This window comes from Clostridium sp., from assembly GCF_016650095.1.
Classification (GTDB): Bacteria; Bacillota; Clostridia; order Clostridiales; family Clostridiaceae; genus Clostridium_AD.
The window spans coordinates 1-6,264 of the sequence record NZ_JAENWL010000217.1 but is presented as its reverse complement, the minus strand read 5'-3'; the positions used below and the strand labels follow the sequence as shown (position 1 = coordinate 6,264).

Here is a 6,264-nt window from a genome sequence, read left to right as displayed (position 1 = left end):
GGTCCGGGGTTCGAGTCCCTGAAGGTCCACCATATGTGGGGACATAGCTCAGTTGGGAGAGCACCTGCCTTGCACGCAGGGGGTCGCAGGTTCGATTCCTGTTGTCTCCACCAAAAAACAGTCCATATTGGACTGTTTTTTATTTCGTTTAAAATTATTTTTTATAGAATTGATAAATAAAAGGTATTACAATATAATTAAAGTATGAAAGGAGCTTTACGATGTCACTATATAGAATAAAGCAGTTTTATAGATCAATAGTTTCTAAGATTAATGATGAAGATATAGATTTCCTTAAAATGTATTTAGAAATTTACGAATTACAATTATTTAATCAATTACCTACTTATGATCAAAAACACTGTGTAAATGTAGCTAGGGATGTAAAATCAACTTGTAACAAAAGAAAGTTACAAGCAACTTTTTTGATAAAAGTTGCCCTATTACATGATATAGGTAAAATATATAATTGTATGAATCCAATAGATAAATCTATAATGGTTATAATGAATAAGATAACAAAGGGAAAGATTAGGAAACATAATAAAATCAAAAATATTAATATATACTATAATCATGGAGATATAGGATATAATTTATTGAAAAAGTATGGTTATGATGATGATAGACTTTTATTTTTAGTTAAAAATCATCACAATAATAATATAACGGAGGATATTGAGTTAAATTTATTAAAAGAATGTGATGATAGAAATTAAGAAGCTAGAATATAGTTTCTTTTTTTATTTAAAAACATTAATATATTTTAAATATTTCTAATAATATATAATAGTGATAGAATATAATTAGATACAAATAATAGGAGGATGAAATGAATTCAAAGGAAAGAAGAGAATATATTAAAAATTTACTTGTTAAAAATAATACTACATATAAAGGTCAGTCATTAGCGGAAGAAATGGGAGTTACAAGACAAGTTATAGTAAAAGACGTTGCAATTATACGAGCAGAAGGAGCAAATATAATTGCAACGCCGGATGGCTATTTGATACCAAATGAAGAAAGTAATTATGTAAAAAGAGTAATAGCAGTTTCGCATAGCAGGGATGACATATATAATGAGCTTGAATGCATTGTCAAATTTGGTGGAATAGTAGAGGATGTAACGGTAGAACACTCTTTGTACGGTGAAATAAGAGCAATGCTCATGATAAAAACAATTATGGATATTGAAAAATTTACGAAGAAGTTCAAGGAATTTAGTGCTGAGCCATTATCATCTTTAACTAAAGGAGTACATTTACATACTATAAGAGCAGATAATGAGGAGATTATGGAATGCATTATAAAAGAACTAAAAGATAAAAATTATTTGATTTCTGATTAATCTAATGGAAGGTAATGGACCTAAAATCAGGTAAGAGGTGATTTTTATGAAAATAAGCAAGGCTAAGGTTATTATTTTAGGAATAATAATAACACTTCTAGTATCTTTAGGTAAGATAGTAAATTTAGCTATAAATATACAATGGTTTAATGAAGTGGGTTATTTATCAGTATATTTAACAAAATTAACAACAATTTTAAAGTTAATGGTACCAGTATTTATAGTGTGTTATATTGCAATATTGACATATTATAAAACACTTAAAAGTAGTATTGTAAGACTTAGAAAAGTTGTTGAAGTGAAGAAAAAGAAAGATAGATTAGAACATAGAATTAGTGTTCTAATAAACATTGTAATTTCTTTTATGATTTCATTTAATTTTGCATATAACTATTGGTATGAAATACTGAAATTCACTAATACTACAAGTTTCAATACTGTAGACCCATTATTTAAAAAAGACATTTCGTTTTATATATTCAAACTTCCATTAATTGAATCATTATATCAAGTGGTTATAGCCTTACTAGTTCTATTAATAGTTATTACGATAATAATGTATATTGTACTGAATGCAAAAGATCATCTAATATATTCTAAAAAAGAAGGTATATATTCTGAATTTAAAAAATTCAAAAGTGGAATAACTAAATTCGCAGGAAGACAGCTTGCCATCGTATCTTCACTAATGCTATTGCTAGTATCTTTGGGATACATGATAAAATCATGGGACTTAGTATATTCTCTAAGGGGAATAGTTTTTGGAGCAAGTTATACAGATGTACATGTATCATTAAGGTTTTATCAAATAATAGCAGTGGCATCATCAATTTCGGCCATAATTACATTTATAAGCCTCTTAACATATAAAACAAAGCCTATGATCATTTCTATTGTTGTGGTTGTTGTATTAATTTTGGGAGAAAATATAACATCGACTGGAGTTCAAAGATTTTCAGTTCAACCAAATCAAAAGACTCTTGAGAAACCATATATTCAATATAATATAGACAATACAAGAAAAGCTTTTAATATTAATGATATAGAAGATATACCATTTGAAATAAAAAACGATTTAACTAAAGAGGATATTGATTTAAATGAAGAGACTATTAGTAACATAAAAATAAACGCTTATAAGCCAGCATTAGAATTTTATAATCAATTTCAATATATGAGATTTTATTATGCATTTAATGATATTGATATTGATAGATACAATATTAATGGGAAATACACTCAAGTATTTATAGCACCAAGAGAAATTGATTTAGACTCATTACAAGGAAATTCAAATACTTGGCAAAATAGACATCTAGTTTATACTCATGGGTATGGCGTGGTTATGAGTAAAGTAAATTCAGTAACCAGTGAGGGCCAACCAGACTTTGTGATTAGCAATTTACCACTCGAGAATAAAACAACTATAAAATTAGATAATCCTAGAATATATTTTGGTGAAAGCACCAATGATTATAGTATAGTTAATACAAAAATTGAAGAACTCGACTACCCTAAGGGTGGAGAAAATCAAATGAGGAACTACGAAGGAAAAGCTGGAATAAAGCTGAACCTCGTAAACAAAATTTTGTTTGCAATAAATAAACAAAGCATTAAGTTTTTACTATCTAACGATATAACGACAAGTAGTAAGGTATTAATTAATAGAAATATAATTGATAGAGTAAATAAAATTGCGCCATTTTTAACATATGATGAAGATCCGTACTCTGTAATAAATGAGGGAAAGTTATATTGGGTTATAGATGCATATACAAGTTCCAATAGATATCCGTTTTCAGAGCCGCAAAATGGTGTAAATTATATTAGGAATTCAATTAAAGTTGTTATTGATGCAGTAGATGGAAAGCCTGAATTTTATATAGTTGATAAAAATGATCCCATAGCAAATAGTTATTCGAAAATATTTCCAAAACTATTTAAAGATTCAGAGGCTGTTCCTAGTGTTATAAAAGAACACTTTAGATATCCAGAAGGTTTATATAACGTGCAGTGTAATGTACTTAATAAATATCATGTAACAGACCCAGGAGTGTTTTACAACGGCGATGATGTATGGTCTATAGCATCGAATCAAGAGAAGGTTGATGGTGAGAAAGAGGTAAATGAAGCTGCTTATGCCATAATGAAATTACCAAATGAATCCAAAGAGGAAATGATTTTACTTGAATACTTCAACACTAAAGGCCGAGATAATATGGTAGCTTTACTGGGAGCGAGAATGGATGGAGATAATTACGGAAAAGTGGTTTTATATAAATTTCCAACGAGCCCTACAGTATATAGCCCTGTACTATTTAAACAAAAGATGAATCAGGATACTATAATATCAAAAGAATTATCACTATGGAATACGCAAGGTTCACAAGTTCAATTTGGAGAAACATTAATTATCCCAATTAAAAATTCACTGCTTTATATCGAACCTATGTATTTAAGGGCTAAAGGCGAAAAAAGCATACCTGAGATGAAAAAAATTGTAGTCGCTTATGCTGATAAAATAATTTTAGCTGATAATATAGAGTCAGCACTCCAGCAGCTATTTGATTATAAAAATAACAATTCAAAACCTGTAAATAATTCAAATGTAGATGAAAAAGCATTAGTAGATATAAAAAGCGCTAAAGACTTATACAACAAGGCAATGGAAGCCCAAAAGAATGGAAATTGGGCTGAATATGGGATATTTATAAAACAATTAGGTGATATACTGAATACAGTAGTTAAGTAAAATATATCTAAATATGTTTTACTTAATGGAGCTATATTAAAAAGCTCATCAGTTTTTAAGATTATTTATATAACATTATAGCGGCATAAAATGCTAATTTAGGACATATAAATATATATGTCCTAAATTTTATGGTATAGTTTTAGTCAGGTTGTGTAAAAATGTATAGAGCAGGAAAAACATTGTTTAAAACAAAGGAATTTGAGGTAAAATATCGAATAAGTTTATATATATGGGAGTAGGGGGTGGATTTTATGAAATATATAAATAATGATTTGTATAAGGATGGTAATAATTCATTATGTATAGGTACAGACGTTTTAAATATTAATAAATTACCTAAGATAATGATAAAATATATTTCAGATGCTCTTGTAAATGGGGAAAAAATTATATTTTTTACTGATGATATATTCTATAACGATATTGAAAATAATTTTAACAGTGATAAAGATAATATAAGGAATAGTGTAATTACAGGTAATTTTAAAATAAAAACATATGATGTTTCTGCTTTCGATTATGATTATAAAGAATTTTTAGATATTATAGATATTATTTCTGTAGTAAAACAAAACTTGAGAATAATATGGGATTTTAAAAATGTAATTAAAAGAGTTGGAAAATTAGATGGTGTAATTAAGTGTGTTGAAAAAATAATACACTACTCAAAGGATAATGTAAGAAATATGATATATATTGAAAATAATATATATAACTTTAATAAATTATACGCTCTTAGTAATTTATTTCAAAAATTAGTAATTATAGATAGAAATAAAGAAATGGAATTTACAAATAAAGATGAAACAGAAAAAGCAATATGGATTCTCCAGTCTAATTCGCAATTAAAATATCAAAATAAAAATTTAGTTTTATTTAATGATATTTTTTCTAATTTACCGAAAAGTACAGACGAGAATGAATTTAAAAAAATTATAATGAGTAAAATTAAAGATGTATGTGATGTAGACTTTTGTGTTATACATAGTTCACTTAAAGAACAAGAAAATATATTAGCTATGGATAGTTACTATGGTATAACTAAAAAGCACAAGTACTATTTGATTAATGACATAGAAATAATTCATTACATTAATAAATTTAATGATATTGTAGTAAACAAAAATGGGTATCTGTTGTTGAATTTAAGTGAAGTTCAGGATCCAAAATTAGTAGAAAAATTCAAACTAATAGGCATAGTAAGTTATATGGCTATTGCTGTAGAGTATTATGATATTGCTAAAGGGGTAATATGGATAGGTGTATATGAAAATAATAAAGAGTTATCTAAAAATAACATAGAACACTTAAAGTCAATTTGTAAAACGGCGTTTTATTTAATTCAAGAGCAAAAAAGATTTTCCGATATGCAAAACAGGCTAATTCAAAACGAAAAACTAAGAGCCATGGGTGAAATGGCAGCAGGAATAACTCATGATATTAATAATATTCTTACACCAATTTTAGGATCTGCTCAAATTTTAAAGGATAAAATTAAGGAAAAGGAAAATTTGAAGTTGCTTAGTGTTATTGAGATTTGTGCATATGATGGAATGAATATTACGAGTAAGGTTAAAAAATTAGCCAAAAAATATAATGATGATGATTTTGAAACATTTAGTATAGATAGTGCAATAACAGACGCAATAGAAGTTACTAGAAGTAAATGGCTAACAGAAAGCGTTTTTAAGGGTATAAAAATAGACATAATTAAATCATTAAAATCTAATGAATCGATACAAGGAAATATAACAGAAATTAGGGAAGTATTTATAAACATAATAGCAAATGCTATAGATGCTATGCCAAATGGTGGTAAAATAGAGGTTATTACAAAAAATAAAGATAATAATGTTATTATGGAAATAAGAGATAATGGGCTAGGAATGAATGAAGAGATTCAAAAAAGGATATTTGAACCATTTTTTACCACTAAAGGTGATAATGGCTCAGGGCTTGGATTAAGTATTTCCTATAATATAATACGCTCACATAAAGGGAGTATAAAAATTGAAAGTGTAGAAAATATAGGAACTTCTTTTATAGTTAAATTGCCTATATGTGAAAAAATAATTAAGAGTGAAGAGGATGCATCAGATTACATGATTGATTTTGATGGAAATGTTCTTGTTATTGATGACCAGGAGCAAATAAGAAATGT

Annotated in this window: 4 protein-coding genes and 1 tRNA gene; all 5 read left to right on the top strand. The window is 27.3% G+C overall.

All coding sequences use genetic code 11. The features are described from left to right. Positions 1-37 precede the first annotated feature (37 nt). Positions 38-113 (top strand) — tRNA-Ala (locus JJE11_RS12530). A 108-nt stretch (positions 114-221) separates the two neighbouring features. Further along, on the top strand, positions 222-719 hold the full coding sequence (locus tag JJE11_RS12525; RefSeq protein WP_291636108.1) for an HD domain-containing protein: 498 nt from the start codon (positions 222-224) through the stop codon (positions 717-719). Positions 720-832: 113 nt separating this feature from the next. After that, on the top strand, positions 833-1,348 hold the full coding sequence (locus JJE11_RS12520) for a transcription repressor NadR (protein WP_291636106.1): 516 nt from the start codon (positions 833-835) through the stop codon (positions 1,346-1,348). Positions 1,349-1,394: 46 nt separating this feature from the next. Next, positions 1,395-4,100: a UPF0182 family protein gene (locus tag JJE11_RS12515; protein ID WP_291636104.1), complete on the top strand. Its 2,706-nt coding sequence runs from the start codon at positions 1,395-1,397 to the stop codon at positions 4,098-4,100. A 254-nt stretch (positions 4,101-4,354) separates the two neighbouring features. Then, positions 4,355-6,264, top strand: a 1,910-nt coding sequence (locus tag JJE11_RS12510; protein ID WP_291636102.1) for a HAMP domain-containing sensor histidine kinase, incomplete at its 3' end; no start/stop codon positions are given.

Bases quoted from the DNA above. Each gene is read 5' to 3' on its own strand.
- JJE11_RS12515 (WP_291636104.1), top strand. From the start codon at position 1,395: ATGAAAATAAGCAAGGCTAAGGTTATTATTTTAGGAATAATAATAACA.
- JJE11_RS12520 (WP_291636106.1), top strand. From the start codon at position 833: ATGAATTCAAAGGAAAGAAGAGAATATATTAAAAATTTACTTGTTAAA.
- JJE11_RS12525 (WP_291636108.1), top strand. From the start codon at position 222: ATGTCACTATATAGAATAAAGCAGTTTTATAGATCAATAGTTTCTAAG.